The 24,712-nt window shown below is 70.0% G+C and carries 20 protein-coding genes; 11 read left to right on the top strand and 9 right to left on the bottom strand.

The annotated features are described in order from the left end of the window. Window positions 1-4: 4 nt before the first annotated feature. Window positions 5-478, top strand: a complete 474-nt coding sequence (locus ASC59_RS11595; protein WP_055822411.1) for an NUDIX hydrolase — start codon at window positions 5-7, stop codon at window positions 476-478. Window positions 479-493: 15 nt separating this feature from the next. Here the strand turns inward: ASC59_RS11595 and ASC59_RS11590 are convergent, their stop codons facing one another. Further along, window positions 494-2,644, bottom strand: a complete 2,151-nt coding sequence (locus tag ASC59_RS11590) for a copper-translocating P-type ATPase (RefSeq protein WP_055822407.1) — start codon at window positions 2,642-2,644, stop codon at window positions 494-496. A gap of 114 nt (window positions 2,645-2,758) precedes the next feature. Here ASC59_RS11590 and ASC59_RS11585 point away from each other — a divergent pair, with 114 nt between their 5' ends. Beyond that, complete coding sequence (locus tag ASC59_RS11585; protein WP_082513551.1) at window positions 2,759-3,739, top strand: arginase family protein; 981 nt, start codon at window positions 2,759-2,761, stop codon at window positions 3,737-3,739. Window positions 3,740-3,850: 111 nt separating this feature from the next. On the opposite strand, the gene ASC59_RS11580 is transcribed toward ASC59_RS11585, so the two are convergent. Further along, the gene (locus ASC59_RS11580) at window positions 3,851-4,654 is read right to left on the bottom strand and encodes a dienelactone hydrolase family protein (RefSeq protein WP_055822404.1); all 804 of its coding nucleotides are present in this window, start codon (window positions 4,652-4,654) and stop codon (window positions 3,851-3,853) included. Window positions 4,655-4,717: 63 nt separating this feature from the next. On the opposite strand from ASC59_RS11580, the gene ASC59_RS11575 reads away from it, so the two are divergent. Next, window positions 4,718-5,239, top strand: a complete 522-nt coding sequence (locus ASC59_RS11575) for a SixA phosphatase family protein (RefSeq protein WP_055822402.1) — start codon at window positions 4,718-4,720, stop codon at window positions 5,237-5,239. A gap of 33 nt (window positions 5,240-5,272) precedes the next feature. Here the strand turns inward: ASC59_RS11575 and ASC59_RS11570 are convergent, their stop codons facing one another. Then, entirely contained in the window at window positions 5,273-6,514 is a 1,242-nt protein-coding gene (locus ASC59_RS11570; RefSeq protein ID WP_157488011.1) for an ROK family protein, read from the bottom strand. A gap of 77 nt (window positions 6,515-6,591) precedes the next feature. Here ASC59_RS11570 and ASC59_RS11565 point away from each other — a divergent pair, with 77 nt between their 5' ends. Genes ASC59_RS11565 through ASC59_RS11550 form a run of 4 tightly spaced genes read left to right on the top strand, consistent with a single transcriptional unit; the run spans window position 6,592 to window position 11,559 of the window. Beyond that, complete coding sequence (locus ASC59_RS11565) at window positions 6,592-7,923, top strand: extracellular solute-binding protein (protein ID WP_055822394.1); 1,332 nt, start codon at window positions 6,592-6,594, stop codon at window positions 7,921-7,923. Between the two features lie 24 nt (window positions 7,924-7,947). Beyond that, window positions 7,948-8,922, top strand: coding sequence for a carbohydrate ABC transporter permease (locus ASC59_RS11560; protein ID WP_055822392.1), 975 nt, complete (start codon window positions 7,948-7,950; stop codon window positions 8,920-8,922). Next, the gene (locus ASC59_RS11555) at window positions 8,919-9,836 is read left to right on the top strand and encodes a carbohydrate ABC transporter permease (protein ID WP_055822389.1); all 918 of its coding nucleotides are present in this window, start codon (window positions 8,919-8,921) and stop codon (window positions 9,834-9,836) included. The genes ASC59_RS11560 and ASC59_RS11555 overlap by 4 nt, the downstream gene beginning before the upstream one ends. Before the next feature lie 55 nt (window positions 9,837-9,891). Continuing rightward, on the top strand, window positions 9,892-11,559 hold the full coding sequence (locus ASC59_RS11550; RefSeq protein ID WP_055822386.1) for a glycoside hydrolase family 13 protein: 1,668 nt from the start codon (window positions 9,892-9,894) through the stop codon (window positions 11,557-11,559). Window positions 11,560-11,655: 96 nt separating this feature from the next. Here the strand turns inward: ASC59_RS11550 and hutI are convergent, their stop codons facing one another. Then, window positions 11,656-12,840 carry an imidazolonepropionase gene (gene hutI, locus ASC59_RS11545; protein WP_235492674.1) on the bottom strand — a complete coding sequence of 395 codons (1,185 nt, stop codon included), beginning with the start codon at window positions 12,838-12,840 and terminating at the stop codon, window positions 11,656-11,658. A 221-nt stretch (window positions 12,841-13,061) separates the two neighbouring features. After that, window positions 13,062-14,804 carry a urocanate hydratase gene (gene hutU / locus ASC59_RS11540; protein WP_055822383.1) on the bottom strand — a complete coding sequence of 581 codons (1,743 nt, stop codon included), beginning with the start codon at window positions 14,802-14,804 and terminating at the stop codon, window positions 13,062-13,064. A gap of 120 nt (window positions 14,805-14,924) precedes the next feature. Here hutU and ASC59_RS11535 point away from each other — a divergent pair, with 120 nt between their 5' ends. Next, window positions 14,925-15,470 (top strand): DUF1697 domain-containing protein, encoded by a 546-nt coding sequence (locus ASC59_RS11535; RefSeq protein ID WP_055822380.1) that lies wholly within the window; start codon window positions 14,925-14,927, stop codon window positions 15,468-15,470. 23 nt (window positions 15,471-15,493) lie between these two features. Here ASC59_RS11535 and ASC59_RS17035 read toward each other — a convergent pair whose 3' ends face one another. Together ASC59_RS17035 and hutH are read right to left on the bottom strand one after the other, a co-directional pair. Further along, window positions 15,494-17,026: a M23 family metallopeptidase gene (locus tag ASC59_RS17035; protein WP_082513549.1), complete on the bottom strand. Its 1,533-nt coding sequence runs from the start codon at window positions 17,024-17,026 to the stop codon at window positions 15,494-15,496. A 162-nt stretch (window positions 17,027-17,188) separates the two neighbouring features. Then, window positions 17,189-18,790: a histidine ammonia-lyase gene (gene hutH / locus ASC59_RS11520; protein ID WP_082513641.1), complete on the bottom strand. Its 1,602-nt coding sequence runs from the start codon at window positions 18,788-18,790 to the stop codon at window positions 17,189-17,191. A 143-nt stretch (window positions 18,791-18,933) separates the two neighbouring features. Between hutH and ASC59_RS11515 the strand changes: the two genes are divergently transcribed. Beyond that, a complete protein-coding gene (locus ASC59_RS11515; RefSeq protein WP_055822374.1) occupies window positions 18,934-19,422 on the top strand; it encodes a hypothetical protein in 489 nt (162 codons plus the stop codon). A 75-nt stretch (window positions 19,423-19,497) separates the two neighbouring features. After that, a complete protein-coding gene (locus tag ASC59_RS11510) occupies window positions 19,498-20,295 on the top strand; it encodes an IclR family transcriptional regulator (RefSeq protein WP_055822373.1) in 798 nt (265 codons plus the stop codon). A gap of 116 nt (window positions 20,296-20,411) precedes the next feature. Here ASC59_RS11510 and ASC59_RS11505 read toward each other — a convergent pair whose 3' ends face one another. Both ASC59_RS11505 and ASC59_RS11500 read right to left on the bottom strand, forming a co-directional pair. Continuing rightward, the gene (locus tag ASC59_RS11505) at window positions 20,412-21,479 is read right to left on the bottom strand and encodes an alpha/beta hydrolase (protein WP_162243185.1); all 1,068 of its coding nucleotides are present in this window, start codon (window positions 21,477-21,479) and stop codon (window positions 20,412-20,414) included. Between the two features lie 93 nt (window positions 21,480-21,572). Continuing rightward, complete coding sequence (locus ASC59_RS11500; RefSeq protein WP_055823262.1) at window positions 21,573-22,061, bottom strand: GNAT family N-acetyltransferase; 489 nt, start codon at window positions 22,059-22,061, stop codon at window positions 21,573-21,575. A 259-nt stretch (window positions 22,062-22,320) separates the two neighbouring features. Between ASC59_RS11500 and ASC59_RS11495 the strand changes: the two genes are divergently transcribed. Beyond that, window positions 22,321-24,534: a DEAD/DEAH box helicase gene (locus tag ASC59_RS11495; protein WP_055822368.1), complete on the top strand. Its 2,214-nt coding sequence runs from the start codon at window positions 22,321-22,323 to the stop codon at window positions 24,532-24,534. Window positions 24,535-24,712: the final 178 nt, after the last annotated feature.

Genomic DNA, 24,712 nt, shown 5'->3' with positions numbered 1-24,712 from the left:
CGTCATGCCAACCCCCGACTTCGTGCTCGACCTGCGCCGCTCCATCGGCACCGCCCCGCTCTGGTTGAGCGGGGTCACCGCCGTGATCCTGCGCGGCGACGAGGTGCTCGTCGCCCGCCGTGCAGACAACGGCCGCATCGCTCCGATCGCCGGCATCATCGAGCCGGGCGAGGAACCTGCTGTCGCGGCCGTGCGTGAGGCCTTCGAGGAGACCAACGTCGTCATCGAGGTCGAGCGCCTCGCCTGGGTGCACGTGCTCGAGCCGATCACCTACGAGAACGGCGACAGGTCGGTGTACCTCGACCTGACATTCCGCTGCCGGTACGTCTCGGGTGACCCGCATCCGAACGACGGGGAGAACACCGAGGTGATGTGGGTGCACGTCGACGACCTCGACTCCGTCGGCATGACGGATGACCAGCGCCGCCGCATCGACTACGCCCTCTCGGCCGACGAGGCCGCGCACTTCGAGCGCTGATGGGCGCGTCGTCCCTCAGCGGCGCACAGACACCTCGGGACGCAGATCGAGTCGGCGCAACAGCTGGGCGTTCGCGGCGACGATGACGGTCGACAGGCTCATCAGGATGGCCCCGACCGACATCGGAAGCACGAAGCCGATGGGGGCGAGCACGCCGGCGGCGAGAGGAACCGACAGCAGGTTGTAGCCGGCAGCCCACCAGAGGTTCTGCTGCATCTTGCGATAGCTCGCCGTGGACAGCTCGATCACCGAGAGCACCGAGCGGGGGTCGGAGCTGGCCAGGACCACGCCAGCCGATGCCATGGCCACGTCGGTTCCGGCGCCGATCGCGATGCCGACGTCGGCCTGGGCGAGCGCGGGCGCGTCGTTCACGCCATCGCCGACCATGGCCACGCGCAGGCCCTCCGCCTGCAGCTCCTGCACCTTCTCGGCCTTGTCCTCCGGGCGCACGCCGACGAAGACGCGGTCGATGCCGAGGCTCGCGGCCACAGTGCGGGCGACGGGTTCGGCGTCGCCGGTGATCATGACCACGCGGATGCCGCGACGGTGGAGCGCGTCGACGGCCTCACGCGACTCCGGCCTGACCTCGTCGGCCAGCGCGAGGGCGCCGGCGACGCGCCCGTCCACGACGACGTGCAGCACGGTGGCTCCGGCCTCCGACCAGCCGAGCGACGCGGCGAGGGCATCGAGAGAGTGCTGGGCGAGCAGCGCCGGACCACCCACGTGCACCTCGTGCCCGTCGACGGTCGCGCTCACGCCGACGGCCGCCGAGGCGACGAAGCCCGTCGCCGGCAGCGCATCGAGGCCCCGGAACGCCGCATTCGCCACGATCGCCCTGGCGAGCGGATGCTCGGAGTCGGCCTCGGCGGCTGCTGCGAGTGCGAGCAGGGTGTCGGGGTCGAAGCCCGGTGCCGCCACGGCATCCGTCACCACGGGCTCGCCCTTGGTGAGGGTGCCGGTCTTGTCGAACAGCACGGCGTCGACAGTGCGCATGGTCTCGAGAGCCAGACGGTCGGTGATGAGCACGCCGCCCTTCGCCGCGCGCTCGGTGGCGATGGAGACGACGAGGGGGATGGCCAGACCCAGGGCGTGCGGGCAGGCGATCACCAGCACCGTGATGGTGCGGACGACCGCGTCATCGGGGTAGCCGAGCGCCGTCCACACCACGGCAGTGATCAGGGCGGAACCGAGGGCGAACCAGAACAGCCAGGCTGCCGCTCGATCGGCGAGGCGCTGCGCCCGCGAGCTCGACGCCTGGGCCTTGGCCACCAGACGTTGGATGCCGGCGAGGGCCGTGTCGTCTCCGACGGCGCTGATGCGCACGCGGACCGCCGTGTCGGTCGCGACGGTTCCCGCGACGACGTGATCGCCAGGGCCGCGGAGCACCGGCCGCGATTCTCCGGTGATCATCGACTCGTCGATATCGGCGCTCCCCTCGGTGACCTCGCCATCGGCAGGCACTCGACCACCAGGACGCACGATGACGACGTCGCCGAGCGCGAGCTGCGACGGGGAGACCAGCTCGGAGCCGGCATCCGTCACCCGCTCGGCCTCATCGGGCAGGAGGGCAGCGAGGGCGTCGAGTGCCGACGATGCCTGGGCGATCGAGCGCATCTCGATCCAGTGTCCGAGCAGCATGATCACGATGAGGAGGGCGAGTTCCCACCAGAAGTCGAGCTCATGGTCGAGCACCCCGAGGCTCGCCCCCAGCGAGGCGACGAACGCCACCGTGATGGCCAGCGCGATGAGCAGCATCATGCCCGGTTGCCGGCTCTTCAGCTCTGAGACGGCGCCGGAGAGGAACGGCCACCCACCCCAGGCGAACATGACGGTGCCGAGGACGGGCGAGACCCAGTCGACGACGGATGCCGCCGGAAGCTCGTACCCCAGCAGCATCGCGAACATCGGGCTGAACGCGATGACGGGCACGGCGATGACGAGCATGATCCAGAACAGGCGGCGGAACCGGTCCACGTGATGAGCGTGGCCGCCGTGGCCGCCGTGGGCATCATGGTCGGCGTGAGCGTCATGGCCGGCGTGAGCGTCATGGCCGGCGTGAGCGTCATGACCCGCGTGGGTGTCGTGCGACGCGTGGTCATGGTGCTGGTGCTGGTGCTGGTGCTCGTGCTCGGCCGCTGCCTCGGTCGCCAGGTTCTTCTCGGCCATGCCGGCTCACTCCTTCATTCGTCCACATACCCCCGGGGGGTACTTCACTGTAACGCCAGAACTCGGTTTCTGTTCCCGATTCCCCGGAACCGGTCCACTCGTTAGGCTCGAAGAGTGACCGATCCTGCGACAGACCCCGTCTCCGATCTCGACGCCGAACACGGTCTCCCGCACGACCCGCTGTGGCCTCGGGCCGGAGACTGGCCGTCGCTCGACGAGCTGGAGCCCGGCATCCACCCCGATGTCGCGATCGTCGGCATCCCGGCCTGGCGCACCTCGCTGTCGCCCACCGGAGCCCACGCGACTCCGGCCGCGATCCGCGAGGCGCTCCGCCGCTACAGCCCGGCACTCATGCCCGACCGCAGCTCCACATCCCGGCTCGTGCTCGACCACCTCGACCTCGGTTCCCTCGTCACGGTCGACGTCGGCGACGTCGACGACCCAGACGGGCCGATCGGCGAGGGACGCGCGATCGCGGCGGTGGCGGATGCGGCCGAGCAGGCGCGCCTGCTCGTGGCACTCGGCGGTGACAACTCCCTCACCGTCGCCACAGCACTCGGCGTCTGGGGCGAGCAGCTCCCGACGGCGGGTCTCATCACCCTCGACGCCCACTACGACCTGCGCGACGGCGAGTCGAACGGGTCCCCGGTGCGCCGCCTCATCGAGGCCGGACTCGACGGGCGGCGCATCGTGCAGATCGGCATCGCCGACTTCGTCAACTCCGCCGAGTACGCCCGCCGTGCCTTCGATCACGGCATCACCGTCGTGCATCGCGACGAGCTGCACCGCCGCCCGATGAGCGACGTCATGGCCGAGGCCCTCGACATCGCCGGGGCCGCTGGAGGTCCTATCCACGTCGACCTCGATGTCGACGTCTGCGATCGGTCGGTGGCGCCCGGCTGCCCGGCTTCCGTGCCGGGCGGCATCTCGGCGTACGAGCTGCGAGCGGCCGCCCGCGCCGCGGCAGCCGACGATCGGGTGCGGTCGATCGACATCGCCGAGGTCGACGCCACGGCCGATGCGGAGGACGGCCGCACCGTGCGCCTCGCCGCCCTGCTGGTGCTCGAGGCCCTCGCGGGAGTCGCGCTGCGCTAGGCGCGTCGACGGGCGCCGCATCCGTTCACAGGATCAGGGCGAGGATGCAGCTCTGCCAGCCCTCATCGGCGCGCTGGTCCTGTGAACCGAGGTTCACAGAGGGCCGGCCGCTCAGTCGAGTCGGTCGTGCAGGAACGCCACGACCCTGTCGCGAGCTCCGAGCGCGGGGTGCCCCGGTGTCTCTCGCAGCTCTGCCGTCAGCACCGAGTGCGCCGTGCCCGCGAATCCACCCGGGTTGCCCGGCGATGAGTCGAGCTCGATGATCTCGAACGCGTCGCCGAGGCGAGCCTTCACCGTTCGGAAGCGCGCGCCCTGCGCCGCCCGATCCTCGCTGAACCGCAGTCCGATGGCGCACAGGTCTCCGGATGCGGCTCGCGCTGCCACCCGATCGAACTCCGCCGCGCTCATGCCGGGGTCGGCGATGCGCCGCGCGCCGAGAGGGAACGGGACCGACGGCTGGCTGGCGACGGCCGCGAGCACCGAGTCGTCGACGGCAGCGGCCAGGGCGAACCCGCCGGTGAAGCACATGCCGATCACGCCGACGCCCGAACCCGGGGTGCGCGCGTTCAGGTCGGCGGCGACGGCGCGCAGATAGGCGCTGATCGGTCGGGCCGCATCCGTCGCGAAGGCACGGAACTCCGTCGAGACGCAGAGACGCGCGACGACGCCCACGGTGTAGGCGGGGGTCATCGGTCGGCCGGGCTCGCCGAAGGGCGAGGCAACGACCACGGTGAATCCCTCGGCGACGAGGTGTTCTGCCAGGCCGAGCACCTCGGGCGTGATGCCGGGAACCTCGGGGATGAGCACGACCCCGGGGCCGCTCCCCTTCTCGTAGCAGTCGTGGGTGATGCCTGCTCCTGTCACCGGCGCCACCACCCAGCCGTCGAGGGTGGCTGTGGGCGCGGCGGCTGTCATGGGGCGATCGTAGCCGCCCGCTCTCCGGGCGCGTCGCGGCTCGTCGGAGTAGCGTGGACTGGCATGAAGACCCTCGTGATCGTGCGGCACGCGAAGTCCGACTGGGATGACCCGGACCTGACCGACCATCAGCGCCCTCTGAATGATCGGGGTCGTCGGGACGCACCGCGCATGGGCCGGCTGATGCATGAACGCGGCCTCGCGCCCGACGTCGTGTTCTCGAGCAGCGCCGTTCGGGCGCTGACCACGGCCACGATCATCGCCGACGAACTCGGCTACGCGGCCGACGGCATCAGGGTGCTCGACCGGCTCTACGGCGCGTCACCCGCTGCGATGCTCGACGTCGTCGCCGAGCTGGACGAGACGGATGCCGATGCCTCGAGCTCAACCGTCATGGTCGTCGCGCACGACCCCGGCATGAGCGACCTGGCCGCGCACTTCACCATGGACCGGGGAGCGGAGGCCATCGCAGCGATGCCGACCTGCGCTGTCGCGGAGTTCACCTTCGATGCCGACGCGTGGACCGGACTCGCCGAGAGGCGCCCGACCGCGGTGCGCTTCGATTCACCGGCGCACGCGCACTGACGGGAACCCCCGACAGCCGGCGGCCCTCCGGCCTCAACGCACGACGGATGCCGGCGACGGCTCCGGGGGAGCGAGCGTCAGGTCGAGGGCGCTCTCCCGCACCGCGGTGATGGCGCGGTGCACGGCACCGAGGCTCACGACGCCGGCGCCGAGTCTGGAGCCGACCAGTTCGGGCGACGTCGGGTCGTCGTAGCCCTCGATGGAGATGCGCGCCGCGTCGAGCACGGCTTCGAGGGGCTCGGCCATGGCGCCGGCGATGATGACGCGCTGCACGTCGAGAAGCTCGCCGAGCACGACGCAGATGCGCGCGAACCTGTCGGCCAGGCGCCGCGTGATCTCGAGGGCACCCACGTCGCCGGCGTGTGCGGCATCGAGCACGTCCTGGGCGTCGAACTCCGCGCGCTCGGCGTGACGCAGCACGCTTCCGGCCGGGACGGAGCCGTCGCCGACAGCATCCCGCGACCACTCCCGGATGAGGACGGCGGCGCCGTCGGCGGATCCGACTCCCTCGACGTGGTCGAGCATGCGCATCTCCCCGGCCCCACCGCGAACCCCGCGCAGCAGGTGGCCGTCGACGACGATGCCGCCGCCCAGGCGCTCGCCCGAGAGCAGGGTGATGTACGAGTCGACGCCGACGCCGTGTCCGGCGGGTTCCGCGGCCTCGGCGATCGCCGCGAGGTTCGCGTCGTTGTCGACGACGACGAGACGGCGCTCGTCAGCGAGCAGTCCTGTGAAGTCGGGGTTGGAGAGCGACCAGAAGCCGTCGGCCTGCGGTGACGCACCCGATGCGTCCGCCGGTGCCGGCACCCCGACGCAGATCGCCCGCACGGTGTCTCCGTCCACTCCCGCCGACGTGACGGCATCCGCGATGACGGCCGTCACCATGGCCCGCCGCTGCCCGCCGCTGGCGTCGTCGGCGATGACCCGCTCCGACGTTCCCAGCACGACACCCCGGAGATCGGCCACTGAGGCCGTGACCCTGTGGAGGCCGGCGTCGACTCCCACGACGGTGGCGGCATCCGCCCGCAGTGAATACCGACGGGCCGGGCGCCCTTTGCTGTACTCGCCGACGCTGCGGGCGTCGTCGAGCTCATGGAGCCAGCCACGGTCGACGAGCTCATCGCAGACCCCGATGACCGTCGAACGCGTGAGCCCGGTGTGGGCGATCAGGTCGCTCGCTGTGAAAGCCCGCCCGGTCCATGCGAAACGCAGCACGACGTCGGCATTGCGACGGCGCAGCATCGTCGGGGAGTTCGCCGCAGCCGATTCTGGCAAGCCCTTGACCTTTCCTCGAGGATGCTTCAGTATTTCCTACACCGAGTAAATCTACACTCTAAATCTATGACGACCGGATGCGGCACGCCGACGTGCCGCCGACCACACAGGGAGACGACGACGTGCCCCACGGATCAGAACGGCAGACGGAACGGCGCCGGTGGCGCTCGAGAACGGCGCTCGCGCTCACGGCGGCGGTCGGCCTCACTCTCGGCCTCGGGGGCTGCGCCACGGACTCCGGCGGGCCGACCGACATCACCTTCCACATGAGCAAGCCCGAGGCGATTCCGTACTTTCGCGAGCTGGCGAAGAAGTTCAACGCCGAGCAGTCGGACGTGCACGTGGATCTCGACACGGCGTCGAATCTCTCGGCCGGCTTCCTCCGCGGCAACCCGCCCGACGTGGGGCTCCTCAACTACAACGAGGAGATGGCGCGCTTCATGGAGCGCGGCGCCCTGTCGGATCTCTCGGATCTCCCCGTCGCCGAGCGCATCCGCCCCGACGTTCAGGAACTCGTCGACCAGTACGCCACGTATCCCGGCCGCACGAGCGTTCTGCCGTACTCCGTGGCTGCGGCATCCGTCATCTACAACGTGAAGCTGTTCGAGGAGAACGGTGTCGAGGTGCCGACCACCTGGGACGAACTCATCGCCGCCTGCGACACCTTCGAGGCGGCCGGGATCACGCCCATCTACAGCACCTACAAGGAGCCGTGGACTGTCGGCCAGGGCCTGTTCGACTACACGGTGGGCGGTTCCATCGACGTCGCCGACTTCTACGACCGCCTGGACGAGCTCGGCACCGAGGTCGGTCCCGACTCCGAGGTCTCCTTCGAGAAGACCCTGAAGGAGCCGGTCGAACGGATGGTGGAGCTCGCGGAGTACTCGAACGACAACGCGGCGAGCCGGAGCTATGGCGACGGCAACGTGGCGATGGCCAAGGGAGAGGCGGCGATGTACCTGCAGGGTCCGTGGGCCCTGGGCGAGATCGCGAAGACCGATCCCGACGTCGAACTCGGCACCTTCCCCCTTCCGATGACGGATGACCCCGACGACCTCAAGGTGAGAGTGAATCTCGACCTCGCATTGTGGGTGCCCGAGGCGAGCACCGAGAAGGAGGCGGCCAAGGCGTTCGTGTCGTATCTCATGGAGCAGGACACGCTCGACGAGTACAACGCGGAGTTCCTCGGCTTCGGGACCACCGTCGACGCGGCGCCGGCCACCGACGAGCGCATCGTCGGAATGCAGAAGTACTACGACGACGGCCGGTTCTACCAGGGCGCGTCGAAGTTCGTGCCGCTCAGCATCCCGACAGACAACTACATCCAGTCCATCGTCACGGGCGCCGACGTGGACGCGACGCTGCGCCGCCTCGACGCCGACTGGGCGCGCCTCGCGCTCCGTGGCTGAGGCGACCCGAGAGGACACCAGGCAATGACCACCACCGCATCATCAGCCGCATCGACCGGATCGACCGGGCGGACGGCCGCATCCGCCGATCGATCCCCGACGACGACGGCACCCCCGGCGGGCCGGGACCCGCACCGCAGGCAGCGTACCGACCGGGTGTACTACCTGTTCCTCGTTCCGTCGCTCGTGCTGTTCACGCTGGCGATCACGGTGCCCGCGCTGCTCGGAATCTTCTACAGCTTCACGAACTTCATCGGGTTCGGCGAGTGGGAGTTCATCGGCATCACGAACTACATCGCCGTGTTCTCAGACCCGGCGATCCTCTCGAGCTATCTCTTCACCTTCGGCTTCGCCATCGTCACGGTGGTCCTGGTGAACGTGATCGCCTTCCTCCTCGCCGTCGGTCTCACCGCGCAGATCAGGGCGAAGACCGCGCTGCGAGCGGTCTTCGTCATCCCGATGGTCATCTCGGGCATCGTCATCGCCTACGTGTTCAACTTCCTGTTCTCGAACTCGCTCCCGGCTTTCGCGACGGCGGTCGGCATCGGCCCGTTGCAGGAGTCGATCCTCGCGAACCCCGACCTCGCCTGGCTCTCGATCGTCATCGTCACAGCGTGGCAGTCCATTCCGGCCACGCTGCTCATCTACATCGCGGGACTGCTGTCGATCCCGGGCGAGGTGTACGAGGCCGCGGCGATCGACGGAGCCAAGCCGTTCCGTCAGCTCTGGTCGGTCACCCTGCCGCTGGTCGCAGGTTACGTGGTGATCAACGTCATCCTCGGGTTCAAGAACTACCTGAACGCCTACGAGGTCATCGTCGGCCTCACCAACGGCGGACCCGGCACCTCGACACGCAGCATCGCGATGACGATCTTCACAGGGTTCACCGGCGGCGACTACGCCTACCAGATGGCCAACGCCACCATCTTCTTCGTGATCGCCATCGTCATCTCGCTCATCCAACTCCGGATCACCCGCGGAAAGGCGGCCATCGCATGACTCAGGCAGCAGCGAGCGTTCCGCTCGGAGACGCGAAGAGGACCGCCAGGCAGCCGCAGGCGACGACCCGGCCGAGCCGTGGTCGGGTCGGCCGCGAACGCACCAACTGGGCTGTGATGATCATCCTCATCCTGTGCGCACTCACCGTGCTGGTCCCGCTCTACGTGACGGTGTCGATGTCGCTGAAGTCGGGTGCCCAGGCCGTCGACGGCAACGCGTTCTCCCTCCCGTCGCCGATCGACGTCTCGGGCTTCGCGAAGGCGTGGGAGCTGACGAACTTCCCGGTCTCGTTCACCATCTCGGTGTTGATCACCGCCGGAACCGTGATCGGCACGGTGCTGCTCAGCGCGCTGGCGTCCTACGCGATCGCCCGCAACTGGGATCGCCGGTTCTTCCGCTGGTCGTTCTACTACCTGCTGGCTGCACTCTTCCTGCCGTTCACGGTCGTCGCGCTCCCGCAGATCCAGCTGACCGGGCTGCTCGGCCTCGCCAATCCCGTGGGCGTCACGATCCTGCACATCATGTTCCAGCTCTCGTTCAGCATCCTGCTGTTCACGGCCTTCCTCAGGTCGATCCCGCTCGAGCTGGAGGAGAGCGCACGCATCGACGGCGCCACCACCACGCAGACGTTCTGGAGGCTGATCTTCCCCCTGCTGGCGCCGATGAGCGCCACGGTCGCGATCTTCGCGTTCCTCGCCTCCTGGAACGACTTCATGATGCCGTCGCTCATCATCGCCGACTCCTCCCAGCAGACGCTTCCCGTCATCCAGAACATCTTCCAGACGCAGTTCAGCACGAACTACAACGTCTCGTTCGCGTCGTATCTCATGGCCATGGCCCCGGCCATCGTGGTCTACCTGTTCACCCAGCGCTGGGTGATGGAAGGCGTCACGCAGGGCGCCGTGAAAGGATGACCGCTCCTCTCGTTCGAGAAACGCACCACCCAACCGGAAGGAACCCCACTCACCCATGACCGACGTGCTCGAGACCACCGTCATCTCCCCGCTCACCGAGGATGCCACGTGGTGGCGCCAGGCCGCCGTCTACCAGATCTATCCCCGCAGCTTCGCCGACGCCAACGCCGACGGCATCGGCGACCTTCCCGGGATCACCGCACGGGTTCCGTACCTGCGCGAACTCGGGATCGACGCGGTCTGGCTGAGCCCCTTCTACCCATCGGCCCTCGCAGACGGCGGCTACGACGTCGACGACTACAGGGACGTCGATCCCCGGCTCGGAACGCTGGCCGACTTCGACGAAATGGTGGACGCGCTCCACGGGGCGGGCATCCGGATCATCGTCGACATCGTTCCGAACCACACCTCTGACCGCCACGAGTGGTTCGTCGAGGCCCTGGCCTCGCCGGCAGGGTCCGCCGCGCGGGCACGCTACATCTTCCGTGACGGCCTCGGGCCCGATGGGTCGCTCCCGCCGGCCGACTGGACCAGCGCCTTCGGAGGGCCCGCGTGGGAGCCTGTCGGGGACGGCCAGTGGTACCTGCACTACTTCGCCACCGAGCAGCCCGACCTCAACTGGGACAACCCGGAGGTGCACGAGGACTTCGTGAAGACCCTGAGGTTCTGGTCGGACCGGGGCGTCGACGGCTTCCGCATCGATGTCGCGCACGGCCTCGCCAAGAGGCTGGACGAGGAGCTGCCGAGCCAGGCCGAGATGGATGCCATGCCCAAGGACGGCGGTCACCCGCTCTGGGATCGCGACGAGGTGCACGAGATCTACGCCGAGTGGCGTCGCGTCTTCGACAGCTACTCGCCCCCGCGCACGGCTGTGGCCGAGGCCTGGGTGGAGTCGTCTCGGCGTCCTCGCTACGCGAGCCCAGAGGGACTCGGCCAGGCCTTCAACTTCGACCTGCTCGAGTCGGAGTTCGATGCGGCCGAGTTCCGCTCCATCGTGACGGCGAACCTGGCTCTGGCGGAGGCATCCGGATCGTCGACGACCTGGGTGCTCTCGAACCACGACGTCGTGCGCCACGCCACCCGGTACGGCCTGCCGCTGCGCGCCGATGCCGATGAGAAGCACGGATCCCAGTGGCTGTTGTCGGGCGGCGTGACGCCGGTGCTCGACCGGGCGCGTGGGCTGCGGCGAGCACGTGCCGCCTCGCTGTTCATGCTCGGGCTGCCGGGGTCTGCCTACATCTACCAGGGCGAGGAGCTCGGCCTGCACGAGGTCGCCGACATCCCGGCGGCCGAGCGACAGGACCCGGCGTTCTTCCGCAATCCGGGTGTCGACATCGGGCGGGACGGATGCCGCGTTCCGCTGCCCTGGACCCGCGACGGGTCCTCCTTCGGGTTCGGCGGCGATTCCGCGCACCTGCCCCAGCCGTCCTGGTTCGGCGACTCGTCGGTCGAGGCCGAGGCAGCAGACCCGGCATCGACGCTCTCGCTCTACCGCGACGCCCTGGCCCTGCGCCACGAATTGCAGACGGCCGAGGAACTGGAGTGGGTCGCCACCGATCGTGCCGACGTTCTGCACTTCCGCCGCCCGAACGGCTGGGAGATCGTGCTGAACTTCGGCACCGAGCCTGTCGCACTGCCCGGCGGCGAGGTGCTCATCGCGAGCGCGCCTCTCGTCGGAGATCGACTGGACGGCGAGTCGGCGGCGTGGTTGCGCAGGGCGTGATCACCCGCCGGCACGTCCTCTTCGCTCGCTGAGGGGCGGACGAAGTCAGCGTTCGATGCGCGCTGAGGAGCGCTTCGGCCGCGGCTTCGCCGGGCCTCAGCGAGCGAGCGGGCGAACCGGCATGCCGTCCTTCCAGACCGCCGCGATCTGCGGAACGCCCGGACGGTAGGCCAGGTGCACGTGGCTCGGAGCGCTCAGCAGCACCAAGTCGGCTCGCGCACCGGGTCTGATGACTCCGACGTCGTCGCGGCGCAGTGCCGCGGCGCCGCCGGCTGTCGCAGCCCACAGCGCCTCGCCCGGTGTCATCCCCATGTCCCGCACAGCCACGGCGATGCAGAACGGCAGGGAGCTCGTGAAGCTCGATCCCGGGTTGCAGTCGCTGGCCAACGCCACCGTGACCCCGGCGTCGAGAAGGCGGCGGGCATCGGGGTAGGGCTGGCGGGTCGAGAACTCGACGCCGGGCAGCAGCGTCGCCACGGTGCCGTCGCCGTCCGCGCCCGATGAGGCGAGCGCTGCGACGTCGGCATCCGTGAGATACGTGCAATGGTCGACGGATGCCGCTCCGAGCTCGACGGCGAGCCTAACGCCGTCGCCCTCGCCGAGCTGGCTGGCGTGCACCCTGGGCAACAGGCCGGCCGCGATGCCGGCTTCGAGAACCCGCCGCGATTCGGCGATGGTGAACGCGCCGGTCTCGCAGAACACGTCGATCCACCGGGAGTGCGGTGCGCACGCCGCCAGCATCTCTCCCACCACGAGATCGACGTAGGAGTCCCGGTCATCGGCGTACTCGGCGGGGACCACGTGCGCCCCGAGGAACGTGACCTCCTCGGTCACCTCACGTGCGAGGCGCACGGCGCGCTCCTCGTCGGCGACGCTCAGGCCGTAGCCGCTCTTGATCTCGATCGTCGTCGTGCCCTGTGCCAGCATCTCGGCGACGAAGGCGGCCAGCCGCATCCGGAGGTCGTCGTCCGATGCCGCACGGGTCGCTGCGACCGTCGAACGGATGCCGCCGGCCTCGTAGCGCCGACCGGCCATGCGCGCTTCGAACTCGGCGGCGCGATCGCCGCCGAACACGAGGTGGGCGTGCGAGTCGACGAACCCCGGGATGACGGCGAGCCCTCCCGCGTCGACCAGCTCGTGGTCATCGCCCACCCCGGAGGGCTGAGGCGCCTCGGCGGCGGGACCGACCCAGGACACCAGCCCGCCCTCGATCACGACGGCCGCGTCGCGGATGATGCCGAGCTTTCCGCCCTCGCGTCCGTGCGCCGGCTCGTTGGTCACGAGCTCGCCGATGTTGCCGATCGTCCAACGCGTCGCCGCCCCACTCCCCGCGCCCGACCTCGCCGCAGCCCCCGCTGCACCCTCTGAACCCCCGGCGAGTCGCCCGTTTTCGTCGTCACGGGGGCTCTCGGAGGACGTCGTGGCGACGAAGACGGGCGACTCGGGGGACGACGAGGAGGACGAGGACGGTAACGGCGACGAGGAGGCGGGCTGGGGCGCCATCACTCCTCCATCGGGATGCGGAGACCGCGCTCGTGAGCGACCTCGCGGGCGCGGTCGTAGCCGGCGTCGACGTGGCGCATCACGCCGGTTCCCGGGTCGTTGACCAGAACGCGCTCGATCTTCTCGGCGGCGAGAGGCGTGCCGTCGGCGACGATCACCTGGCCGGCGTGGATGGAACGGCCGATGCCGACCCCGCCGCCGTGGTGGATCGAGACCCAGGTCGCGCCCGACGAAGTGTTCAACAGGGCGTTGAGCAGCGGCCAGTCCGCGATCGCGTCGGAGCCGTCGGCCATCGCCTCGGTCTCGCGGTAGGGCGAGGCCACCGAGCCGGAGTCGAGGTGGTCGCGGCCGATGACCACGGGCGCCGACAGTTCTCCCGACGCCACCATCTCGTTGAACCTCAGGCCGGCTAGGTGCCGCTCCTTGTAGCCGAGCCAGCAGATGCGGGCGGGCAGACCCTCGAAGTGCACCTTCTCGCCGGCCTGCGTGATCCAGCGTCGCAGGTGCTCGTCCTCGGGGAACAGCTCGAGGATGGCGCGGTCTGTCGCCGCGATGTCGGCCGGGTCGCCCGAGAGCGCCGCCCAGCGGAACGGCCCCTTGCCCTCGGCGAAGAGCGGGCGGATGTAGGCGGGAACGAAGCCCGGGAAGGCGAACGCGCGGTCGTAGCCGCTGAGTTCGGCCTCGCGGCGGATCGAGTTGCCGTAGTCGAAGACCTCGGCTCCGGCATCCTGGAACCCCACCATGGCAGCGACCTGCTTGGCCATCGATGCCCGTGAGCGCTCGGTGAATGCATCGGGGTCGGATGCCGCCAGCTCATGCCACTGCTCGACCGACACACCTTCCGGCAGGTAGTGCAGCGGGTCGTGCGCGCTGGTCTGGTCGGTGACGATGTCGATCGGCACCCCGCGCTCCAGCAGCTCGGTGAACACCGTCGCGGCATTGCCGACGACACCGACCGACAGCGGCGTGCGCGACGCCTTGGCGGCCAGCACTCTCTCGACGGCGGTGTCGAGGTCGGCCGTGTACTCGTCGAGGTAGCCGTGTTCCACGCGGCGGGCGAGGCGCGATTCGTCGACATCGACGATGAGTACGACGCCGTCGTTCATGGTGACGGCGAGCGGCTGCGCTCCGCCCATGCCGCCGCATCCGCCGGTCAGGGTCAGGGTTCCGGCGAGAGTCGCCCTCTCGACGTCGGCGCCGTGGGCACCAACGGCGCCGTCCGCAGCGATTCCACCGACCGCAGCGTTCCGAGGCGAGCGCGCGGCGAGCGATCGTGCAACGGCCCCGAAGGTCTCGTAGGTTCCCTGCAGGATGCCCTGGGTTCCGATGTAGATCCAGGAGCCGGCCGTCATCTGGCCGTACATGGTGAGACCGAGGGCCTCGAGGCGTCGGAACTCGGGCCACGTCGCCCAGTCGCCGACGAGGTTGGAATTGGCGATCAGCACGCGCGGCGCCCACTCGTGGGTTCGGAACACTCCGACGGGCTTGCCGGACTGCACGAGCAACGTCTCGTCGCTCTCGAGTCCCTCGAGGGTGCGCACGATGGCGTCGTACGCCTCCCAGTTGCGGGCGGCCTTGCCTGTTCCGCCGTAGACGATGAGGTCCTCCGGTCGTTCGGCGACCTCGGGGTCGAGGTTGTTCATGAGCATGCGCAGAGGCGCCTCGGTCTGCCAGCTCTTCGCCGTGAGGGTGGTTCCGCGGGAGGCCCGGACTGTGCGCGCGACTGTGGGTGCATCGGTCATGCATCGATCACACAGCACGCCGCTGCCATCGGCAACGGATGCCGCCGTCCGAGTGTCCGGGATCCCAGACGCGCGGCGGAGACCGATGCGCGCCCAGTGGGCCCGTGCCACAGTGGTGTGATGTCGCGTTCTGTCGCGCTGTTGCGCGGAATCAATGTCGGCGGCAGGAACCTGGTCGCGATGCCGGCGCTCGTCGATGCGTTCCGCACCGCCGGGTATGCCGACGTGCAGACGCTCCTCCAGAGCGGCAACGTGGTGTTCACGGCGGCGTCACCGGCGACGGGTCCGGCGCTCGAGGACTCGCTCGAACTGATGCTCCGGCAGGCGTTCGGCATCCCAGTGCTCGTGGTGGTCCGGTCGGCTGAGGAGTTCGCGGCCACGATCGCCGCTGCGCCGCCCGACCACGGCTCGGACGCGTTGCGGAGCGACGTGTACTTCCTGAAGCAGCCCCTGACGGCCGACGAGGTCTGGCCTCAGCTCCCCGAGCTGCGGGAGGGCGTCGATGCGATCGCGCCGGGTCCCGGTGCCCTGTACTTCTCGCGCGTCGCTGCGCAGGCGACGAAGACCCGCATCCAGAGGCTCATGGCTCTGCCGGTGTTCCAGCGGATGACGGTTCGGAGTTGGGGCACCACCACCCGCCTGATGGGGGTGCTCGACGAGGGCTGACGCTCCTGCCGAGTGGCAGCGGCCTAGCCGCCCAGGACGACTCCGCGCGCCGCGAAGAACGGCATCGGATCTGCCCGGACACCGTCGAGGCGCACCTCGACATGCAGGTGGCATCCGGTGGATGCTCCCGTGCTGCCGACGAGGCCGATGGGATCGCCGGCCTCGACCCTCTCGCCGACCGTCACCACTGTGCCGCCGGTGGCGAGGTGGGCGTAGGCCGTCTCGACGCCGCTGCCGTGATCGATCAGCACCCAGTTGCCGAGGGAGCCGAACCAGCCGGTGTCGACCACGGTTCCCGCCGTCGCAGCCCCGATCCAGGTCGAGCAGGCTGCACCGATGTCGACGCCGTAGTGGAACGGGCCGGCGCCGGCCGGCCGTTCCGGTCGTGGGCCGTAGCCGTCGGTGATGGGGCCGATCACGGGAGTGGTCCAGCCGGCCTCGCTGAGCTGTCCGCGGTCGACGGCGCTCGGCACGGTCGGGGCCACCTCACCCGCCGTCGCCACCTGCAGTTGAACGGTCGCCAGTGCCGCCGTCGCCGTCCCCACGGTGCTGTCTGCGGCCTTCATGGCGAGCTGCATCTCATCGAGCGGCACGGCGGCGGCCTTCTGCGCAGCGTCGGTCGCCTTCTCGCGGAGTTCATCGGCTCTGGCGGCGTCAGCCTCCATCTTCAGGCCGAGCTCGGCCGGGTTCGCCGAGATGCGATCGAGCTGCTTCACGGCGCCGAGGGAGGCGAGCAGGTCGCCCTCCGGTGCGTCGAACAGCGCATCGAGCGAACTCGGTCCGGCATGCGTCCCGGCGGCATGCGCGACCTGGAGGAGCGCGCGGGCAGAGGTCTGGGCCTTCAGGTCGGCGGCGTCGGCGAGGGATTCGAGCTTGTCGGCCACGCTGCGGGCGGCATCGACCTCAGCCTGGGCCGACTCGTAGGCTCGGGTGGCCTTCGTGTAGGTGGCGCGCGCCGCTTCGAGCTTCGTCTTCGCGGCGAGCATGCTGGCTGCTCGGGCCTTGGCCTGCGCCGAGATCACCGACGACCTGATGATCGGGCGCCGCACCGGGATCTGGGCGATGGCGTCGTCGGGCTCGGGCGGGGTCGGTGCGGTGGTGGGCGGTGTCGTCGGTGCCGGAGTCGGTGTCGTGGGGTCAGGTGAAGGCGTCGGCGTCGGCGTCGGCGTCTCGGTGGGTCCGGGTGTCGGTCGCGGCGTCTCCGTCGGCTTCGGCGTCGGCGTCGGGGTGGGCTTGGGCGTCGGGGTGGGCGTGGGAGTGGGGTCCGGCGTCGGCTCGGGATCCCGTGACGGCGTCGGCGTGGGCGTCGGCGTGGGCGTCGGCGTGCTCACGCTGTCGCACTCGGCCTCCGCCGCCGCCTCGGGGTCGGCCGTCGTCGGAGGAGCTGGAGTCGCCGTGGACTCGCTGATCGCCGTCGGGTCGCATCCGTCGGCGAGAGCCGAGGCGGGAACACCGAGGATGCCGAGGGTGGCCACCAGAGTGGCAGCGGACAGCAGGGCGATGCGGCGGACGACTCCCCGTCGTACCGCCGGCCCTTGATCCGTGTACGTCTGCATACGCTCTGGTTTCCATCATTCGGGCGATGGATGTCCGGCCGTTCGACCGGACGTTTTCAGTCTGTCACTCGCCCAGCCCGCTGACAATGGATTCCGGGGCCGATCGGGCACCGGATCGGTGAATTCCGGCTGAACCGACGTCGAGTCGTTACCGAAATCGAGTCAGTTCGCGTCGACGACGTCACCGACGGCTGCGGCGACGGCTCCCGATGCCACGAGGCCCACGATCGCCTCGATCTCGGGCGAGAGGAAGCGGTCCTGTCCCGGACCCTCCGCCACCGTACGCACGAGCGCGACGACGGCTCCAGTCGCAGCGCCCGGACGCAGCGGTGCCCGCAGGTCGAGGCCGCGTGCCGCCGTCATGACCTCGATGGCCAGCACCCGGGTCAGGCCGTCGATCGAGCGGCGCAGCTTCCGCGCCGCGGCCCAGCCCATCGACACGTGATCCTCCTGCATGGCCGACGACGGGATCGAGTCGACGGATGCCGGCACGGCGAGCCGCTTCAGCTCGCTGACGATCCCGGCCGCCGTGTACTGCGCGATCATGAGGCCGGAGTCGACGCCGACCTCGTGGGCGAGGAAGGGCGGCAGGCCGTGGTTGCGGGCCTGATCGAGGAAGCGGTCCGTTCGGCGCTCGGACATGCTCGCGACATCCGCGACGGCGATGGCGAGGAAGTCGAGAACGTAGCCGACCGGGGCGCCGTGGAAGTTGCCGTTCGACTCCACCCGACCGTCGAGCGTCAGCACCGGATTGTCGACCGCGCTCGCCAGCTCGCAGTCGGCGACGGATGCCGCGTGGCTGAGCGTGTCGCGGGCCGCACCGTGCACCTGGGGGGCGCACCGCAGTGAGTAGGCGTCCTGCACGCGGGTGCACTCCGGACCCTTGTGGCTGGCGACGATGGGGGAGCCCGCGAGCAGCGCGCGGATGTTCGCCGCCGCGACGGCCTGGCCGACCTGCGGGCGCAGTCGGTGCAGCTCCGGAGCGAAGACGGCGTCGGTGCCGAGCAGCCCCTCCACACTCATGGCCGCGCTGATGTCGGCCGTCGTGAGCAGCATCCGCAGGTCGTGGATGGCCAGTGCGAGCATGCCGAGCATGCCGTCGGTGCCGTTGATGAGGGCGAGGCCCTCCTTCTCTCCGAGCTGGAGGGGAGTGATGTCTGCCGCGGCGAGGGCATCGGCTGCCGGATGCAGCTCTCCATCGTTCGCGCGCACCTCTCCCTCGCCCATGGCCACCAGGGCACAGTGCGACAGCGGGGCCAGGTCGCCCGAGCAGCCGAGCGACCCGTACTCGCGCACGACCGGGGTGATGCCGGCGTTGAGGATCGCGGCGTAGGTCTCCACCGTGACCCGCCGCACGCCCGTGCGGCCCGTCATCAGCGTCGAGAGGCGCAGAAGCATGAGCGCCCGCACCACCTCGCGCTCGACCTCCGAGCCCGATCCCGCAGCGTGCGAGCGCACGAGGCTGGCCTGCAATTGCGCGCGACGATCTGCGGCGATGAAGGTGGTCGCGAGAGCGCCGAAGCCTGTCGAGATGCCATAGTGCGGCTCGGGATCCTCGGCCAGGGCGTCGATGATCGCGCGGCTCTTCTCGACCTCCACCAGGCCGGCCTTGTCGAGCACGACCACGGCATCGTGGCGTGCGACGGCCACGACGTCCTCGACGTTCAGGGGTCCGATGCCGACGGTGACTGCTGCGGATGAGGCTGACGCGGACGCGGTGCGCGGCGCGGCTTCGGATGCCGGGAGGGAGGTGCTGGTGCTCATGCTCTCGATCCCACTCCAGGCCGGGCCGTTCGGCCACCGCGGGAGCGGCATCCGTGTCCGGGATCCCAGACGGGCGCACGCGCTTCACCTCCGATTCAGCGGAAGTCCCCCGGAATGTCACCGGCGCACGGGAGGGTGGACCCGTGACCGGGAGCCCGAGGATCGTCTTCTCGACCTTCCGGTCGGGTGCAGACCCGATGCTGCGCGCCTGGGGGCGGTTCCGAGATTCCGTCGCCGGCGACTCCCGGCCCGCGCCCGTCGGCCCGAAGGTCACCGGCGCCGATCGGGCCGAGCACCCGGGCGTCTGGCGGGTGCTGGCGTCGAACAACCGCGAACTCGCGCGCAGCGCCGGCTGGTACGACTCGTTCGCGTCAGCGCACGAGCACGCGATCGGCATCCGCCGGGCCGTGAACGATCTCGACATCCTCCTCGTCTCGGGGGCGGAGCCGGCCACGCACGGGTGGTACTTCACTCTCGACGGCTGCGTCGTGCTCACCTGCGGACGCTGGTACGGCAGCTCGGCACTCGGTCTCGAATCGGCGCTCGCAGCCATCGACGCGCTGCGGGTGGGACAGATGGCGGAGCTCCCGCATGAGATCCGGGCGACTCGGCGTTCGGCCCGCATCCGCTGAGGTCGGAGTCGACTCTGCCTCCGTGCGGCCTAGCCGGCCGATGACTGCGCACGTCTGGGATGCCAGACTGAGCGCATGCCCGGCCCCAAGGTTCCCGCAGCCGACCAGACCCTGGCGATCCTGTCGCATCTGGCGGCGCAACGCGGTCCGGTTCCGGCGTCGACGATCGCGAGCGCCCTCGGCCTGCCGCGCTCGACCGTCTACCACCTGCTCGGCGTGCTGCAGGAGCGCGGCTTCGTCGTGCACCTGCCCGAGGCGCGACGCTACGGCCTCGGAGTGGCGGCCTTCGAGCTGAGCAGCGGCTTCTCCCGTCAGCAGCCGCTCTCGCTGCTCGGTCGTCCGCTGGTGGCGGCGCTCGTCGACCGAACGGGGGAGAGTGCGCACCTCGCCGTTCTCCACGGACGCGACGTGCTCTACATCGTCGAGGAGCGTGCGCGGCGGCGGCCCTCATTGGTGACGGATGTCGGAGTACGCCTTCCCGCGCACCTCACCGCGAGCGGGCGGGCGCTTCTGGCCGCTTTGCCGTTCGCCCAGGTTCGTGCGCTGTATCCGGATGCCGCCGCCTTCGTGGCGCGCAGCGACGACGTCGAGGCGACGGGCCCCCGCACCCTCAGGGAACTGCGCGGCGTGCTCGATCGGGTGCGTGCCGACGGATTCGCGGTGGAGGACGGGGAGATCACGGCCGGGTTCGCTTCGGTGGCGGTGGCAGTGCTCGATCACGCGGGCTGGCCGGCCGCCGGCATAGCGAGCACCTTCCCTCGGGAGAACGTGGCGCCCTTCGACCGCGCCGATCTCGCCGCGGAGATCACGCGCACGGCGACGGAGCTGAGTCGTCGCATCCGTGGGGCCGCGACGCCGTCCACCGCCCGCTGACGGCGGAACCGGCCACGAGGTGGGCTGGAGGTGGACTTGAGGTGCGCTTCGACCGCGGACTGCGTCCGGGCCTCAGCGAGCGGGTCGTTCCGCTCCGCCCGAAGCGCAGTGCGCGGTCAGCCTGCCGCGAGCGGTGCGGCGGTCGTCGGTGTCGCGTCGACCGCCGGAGCCGCATCCGTCACGACCGGCGGTGCGAGCGTCGCCCGGAAGAAGTCGGCGACCTTTGTGCGCATCGCATCGTCGAGGATTCCGATGGAGTGGCCCACTCCCGGGATGACCTGCATCGTGTTGGCGACTCCGGCGTCGCTGAGCGCCTCGGAGAAGAGCGTCGACTGTCCGAGCGGGATGAACTCGCCCTCGGAGTGTCCGATGAAGACGGGCGGGTCGCTCGGATCGATGAAGGTCGTCGCCGACGCGTCGGCCGCCTGTGGGCAGTCGGCCAGCCGGTCGCAGCCGAGGTAGTTGAGGGCGATGCGCTCGACGAGTTCACCGGCGCCGCTCGCCTGCATGGCGGCATCCGTGAGGTCGATGGGTCCACTGAGTTCGGCGACGGCGGCGACTCGGGAGCCCGAGTCGAGCGGCCCCTCGCCTCGGGTGCCGAGAAGGGCGGCGAGGTTTCCGCCTGCCGATCCGCCGAACGCTCCGATGCGTGCGGCATCGATGCCGTAGTCCTCGGCGTGCGCCCGCACCCACTCGACGGCCAGTCCGACGTCGTCGATGGCGGCCGGGAAGTGCACGGTCGGGACCAGGCGGTAATTCACCGAGAAGGCGACGAAGCCCTCGGAGGCCAACCACTGGCAGACGTGGCGCCAGTCGTCGTTCGACTTGTCGCCGCGCGCCCAACTGCCGCCGTGGATGGACACGATGCCGACGCGGGTCTCGCCGGGAGCCGGGTCGGATGCCGGCGAGCAGACATCAAGGTCGAGACGGGTGCCGTCCTCCCGGGTTCCGTAGGTGATGTCCGGCTCCACGGTGATTCCCGTGGCCACGGTCCAGGTGCGGATGCCGATGCGCTCGGTTGTCGTCAGCTCACTGGCCCGATCGGAGCCTGCCGGATCGATGTCGTGGAGTTCGGCGTGGAAGCCGGAGAGCATGGCGGCGCCTATCAGTGCCGTCGCCGATGCGGCGAGCGCGATGAGCGCTCGACGGCGGGGTCGTCCCTGGGCGGGTCGGGAGAACTTCACGGATGCTCCGGTCGTGCGGCGTGGATCGAGCTCCACGTGCCGAGACCGGTCGACTGAGCGTGAGATGAGGATAGATCCGGATCGGCCCGATTCCTAATCTCCCGTTCGAGGGAGTTCCTTCGCGAAGCACACGCTGTGGGGCTCGCCGACGTACTGCCCGAACTGCTCGATGAGCTCGTAGCCCGCGTGCCGGTAGAGCGCCTGGGCGGCGTCGTGCAGGTCGCCGGTCTCGAGCACGATGCGACGGATGCCGGCACCGGCGGCATCCGTTTCGATGCGCCCGAGCAGCTGGCTGGCGATGCGCATGCCGCGCGCCTCGGGGGCGACGAACATGCGCTTGAGCTCAGCGGTCGGCGGGTGGGCGTCGTTGTCGGGCTCGGCGACGAGGGCGGCACATCCGAGTGCATCGCCGTGCTTTCCGCGGGCGACATAGAAGGTGACGCCCGGCTGCTCGAGCGAGTCGATGTCCAACAGGAAGTTGCTCTCCGGCGGATACAGGGACTGGGCGTACGCGCTGGACTGGAGCAGGAGGTCTTCGATCTCGGGCTGGCGGGGCGGTTCCACGGTGATGCTGACTGACACGGGGATCATGCTAGGCCGGGCATATTTCATCGACGTTTCCCAGCTTCGTCCGCTAGGCTCTCTCAGTCGGCTCTTGACACCGCACTGTGTGCGGATGGGTTTGTAAGTCTGTTGGGCCGGTTTCGCAGCAATTCTGCTGGCGAAAATCACACTGTATGTGAACGGCCCCGGGCGACGAAGATTCCGGGTTCTCAGCTGCGCTGCGCTTTGGTGCGCACGCTGTTCTGCCATGTACGCGAGAACAACCCAGGAACGAGCTATGCCCAATAACAAGAAGCCCGCTGGCGGTCGACCCGCCAAGAACTTCGATCCCTACGCCCGGAGCGGCAAGAACGGACCCAAGTCCGGTTCGCGCAGCCCCGGACACCGCGGCTACAAGCCGGAGTCGGAAGCCCCCGCCAAGAAGGCGCGCTGGAACGCCGACGAGCGCGCCGAGCGTGCTGCATCCGGTGCCGGAGAGCGTCGCTCCTACGGCAACGACCGCCCGTCGTACAACAACGACCGCCCTCAGCGCGGAGAGCGCGGCGAGCGCCCCGCCTACGGCCAGCGCTCAGAGCGCCCGGCCTACGGTGACCGCAACGCCCGCACCGAGCGTCCCGCCTACGGAGACCGCGCTCCCCGCGGCGACCGTCCCTCCTACTCCAACGACCGCCCGCAGCGCGGAGAGCGCAGCGAGCGTCCCGCTTACGGTCAGCGTTCGGAGCGCTCAGAGCGCCCTGCCTACGGCGACCGCAACGACCGCGGCGCGCGCACCGAGCGCCCTGCATACGGCGACCGCAACGCCCGCACGGAGCGCCCGGCCTACGGCGACCGCAACGACCGCAGCGCGCGCACCGAGCGTCCTGCATACGGCGACCGCAACGCCCGCACGGAGCGCCCGGCCTACGGTGACCGCAACGCCCGCACGGACCGCCCGGCCTACGGCGCCGACCGTCCGCAGCGCGGCGACCGCCCCGCCTACGGCAAGCGCGAGTCCGGCTACGGCGACCGCCTCCGCGAGGAGCGCGCCCCGCGCGCAGACCGCACCGAGCGGCCCGCGTACGACCGCGCCCAGCGTTCGGATCGCCCCGCCTACAACGCCAGCGAGCGCCCCCCGCGCCGCGACGACCGCGGCGGCTCCTACGAGCGCCCCGGCTTCAAGACGTCGGACCGCAGCGACAGCAAGTTCTACCCGTCGCGCGAGCACAAGAACACCGGCCGCGTGCACGGAGACCAGAAGGGGCACTTCACCCCCGAGGACGACGTCGTGCTCGAGCGTCTCGAGGCCCAGGCCATCGAGGCGACGGATGTCGACGGCGTGAGCTTCGGCGACCTCGGCCTCGGCGGCAACATCGTCGCAGCCCTCACCGCCCTCGGAGCGGCAAGCCCGTTCCCGATCCAGGCGGCGACCATCCCGGTCGTGCTCGAGGGTCGCGACGTTCTGGGCCGCGGCAAGACCGGTTCCGGCAAGACCATCGCCTTCGCCGCTCCCACCGTCGAACTGCTCATGAAGCAGTGGGCGCAGAGCGGCAAGTCCGGCGGAAAGCGCCAGATCGGCCGTAAGCCGCGTGCGCTCATCCTCGCTCCGACCCGTGAGCTCGCCCTGCAGATCGACCGCACGGTGCAGCCCATCGCCCAGAGCGTCGGCCTGTTCACCACGCAGATCTACGGCGGCGTGCCGCAGTACAAGCAGGTCGGTGCCCTCCAGCGCGGCGTCGACATCGTGATCGGAACCCCCGGTCGCATCGAGGACCTCATCGAGCAGGGTCGCCTCGACCTCAGCGACGTGGCCATCACCGTGCTCGACGAGGCCGACCACATGTGCGACCTCGGCTTCCTCGAGCCCGTGCAGCGCATCCTCCGCCACACCAAGGACGGCGGCCAGAAGCTGCTGTTCTCCGCCACCCTCGACAAGGGTGTCGCCACTCTCGTCAACGAGTTCCTCGTGAACCCGGCCGTGCACGAGGTCGCCGGTGAAGACCAGGCCTCCTCCACGATCGATCACCGCGTGCTCGTCATCGAGCACCGCGACAAGGCCGCCATCATCGAGCAGCTCGCCGACCGCGACGGCAAGACCCTGGTCTTCGCCCGCACGCGCGCCTTCGCCGAGCAGCTCGCCGACCTGCTGGATGACGCCGGAATCCCGGCCGTCTCGCTCCACGGCGACCTCAACCAGGGGCGCCGTACGCGCAACCTGGCGCAGCTCACCTCCGGACGCGTCAGCGTTCTCGTGGCGACGGATGTCGCAGCCCGCGGCATCCACGTCGACGACATCGACCTGGTCATCCAGGCCGACGCCCCTGACGAGTACAAGACCTACCTGCACCGCGCCGGCCGTACCGGCCGCGCCGGCAAGCAGGGCACCGTGGTCACCCTCATCCCTCGTCAGCGTCAGCGTCGCATGAGCGAGCTGCTCGAGCGCGCCGAGATCGCGGCCGACTTCGTCGACACGCGGCCCGGCGACGAGCTGCTGCGCGAGCTCGCTGCCCTGTAGGCACAGCCCGCGGCCTCCGCGTCACGACGAAGCCCCCATCCGGTCCGCCGGGTGGGGGCTTCGTCGTGTGCTGGAGCAGATGTCGCCACGAATGCAGGACCAGAGGCGACACGGCCGCATATCGCGGCCACCTCGGGCGTGATCCTGCATACCTGCATCCGTGCCGCATCGATCTGCG

The organism is Leifsonia sp. Root1293 (assembly GCF_001425325.1).
Taxonomy (GTDB): domain Bacteria; phylum Actinomycetota; class Actinomycetes; order Actinomycetales; family Microbacteriaceae; genus Orlajensenia.
The sequence above is the reverse complement of the archived record's forward strand: the minus strand, read 5'-3'. Positions and strand labels throughout refer to the sequence as shown.

What these genes read in the sequence shown, in the direction of transcription:
- ASC59_RS11565 (WP_055822394.1), top strand. Translation starts at nt 6,592, where the DNA reads ATGCGGCACGCCGACGTGCCGCCGACCACACAGGGAGACGACGACGTG.
- ASC59_RS11580 (WP_055822404.1), bottom strand. Translation starts at nt 4,654, where the DNA reads ATGACAGCCGCCGCGCCCACAGCCACCCTCGACGGCTGGGTGGTGGCG.
- ASC59_RS11555 (WP_055822389.1), top strand. Translation starts at nt 8,919, where the DNA reads ATGACTCAGGCAGCAGCGAGCGTTCCGCTCGGAGACGCGAAGAGGACC.
- ASC59_RS11590 (WP_055822407.1), bottom strand. Translation starts at nt 2,644, where the DNA reads ATGGCCGAGAAGAACCTGGCGACCGAGGCAGCGGCCGAGCACGAGCAC.
- hutH (WP_082513641.1), bottom strand. Translation starts at nt 18,790, where the DNA reads ATGAGCACCAGCACCTCCCTCCCGGCATCCGAAGCCGCGCCGCGCACC.
- ASC59_RS11550 (WP_055822386.1), top strand. Translation starts at nt 9,892, where the DNA reads ATGACCGACGTGCTCGAGACCACCGTCATCTCCCCGCTCACCGAGGAT.
- ASC59_RS11560 (WP_055822392.1), top strand. Translation starts at nt 7,948, where the DNA reads ATGACCACCACCGCATCATCAGCCGCATCGACCGGATCGACCGGGCGG.
- ASC59_RS17035 (WP_082513549.1), bottom strand. Translation starts at nt 17,026, where the DNA reads ATGCAGACGTACACGGATCAAGGGCCGGCGGTACGACGGGGAGTCGTC.
- hutU (WP_055822383.1), bottom strand. Translation starts at nt 14,804, where the DNA reads ATGACCGATGCACCCACAGTCGCGCGCACAGTCCGGGCCTCCCGCGGA.
- ASC59_RS11575 (WP_055822402.1), top strand. Translation starts at nt 4,718, where the DNA reads ATGAAGACCCTCGTGATCGTGCGGCACGCGAAGTCCGACTGGGATGAC.
- ASC59_RS11510 (WP_055822373.1), top strand. Translation starts at nt 19,498, where the DNA reads ATGCCCGGCCCCAAGGTTCCCGCAGCCGACCAGACCCTGGCGATCCTG.
- ASC59_RS11535 (WP_055822380.1), top strand. Translation starts at nt 14,925, where the DNA reads ATGTCGCGTTCTGTCGCGCTGTTGCGCGGAATCAATGTCGGCGGCAGG.
- ASC59_RS11495 (WP_055822368.1), top strand. Translation starts at nt 22,321, where the DNA reads ATGCCCAATAACAAGAAGCCCGCTGGCGGTCGACCCGCCAAGAACTTC.
- ASC59_RS11595 (WP_055822411.1), top strand. Translation starts at nt 5, where the DNA reads ATGCCAACCCCCGACTTCGTGCTCGACCTGCGCCGCTCCATCGGCACC.